General features: G+C 43.5%; 1 protein-coding gene. It reads right to left on the bottom strand.

The window, feature by feature from the left end; all coding sequences use genetic code 11:
• Positions 1-271: hypothetical protein (locus VJI94_RS08400; RefSeq protein ID WP_324009034.1), on the bottom strand; the 271-nt coding region annotated here is incomplete at both ends.

The raw sequence follows: 271 nt of genomic DNA, 5'->3' as shown, positions 1-271 counted from the left end.
ATTTCCAGCATAATAAACTGATCAGGTGGATATGCACTAATAAACCCTTTACCCCAATTCCAATAATCAGTGCGAATACCTTCATCTGTGAGGTCTGAATCGTAATCTTTTTTACCGGGTCCAACCGGTACCAAAGTTGGGTCCGAGACAGAGGGTCCGCCTGGTTCTTTGGGCTTTCCTGAGAGCTGCGATAAGTCGAACAAAACATTCACCATCTGCTCCATTTTTTGAGCGAAATTGGCTTGTAGTGTTTTATCATAACCTGTACCTG

Source organism: Parvimonas sp. D9, assembly GCF_035282565.1.
Lineage (GTDB): Bacteria > Bacillota > Clostridia > Tissierellales > Peptoniphilaceae > Parvimonas > Parvimonas micra.
Note: the sequence above shows the minus strand (reverse complement) of the source record. Positions and strands in the feature narration are given on the sequence as shown.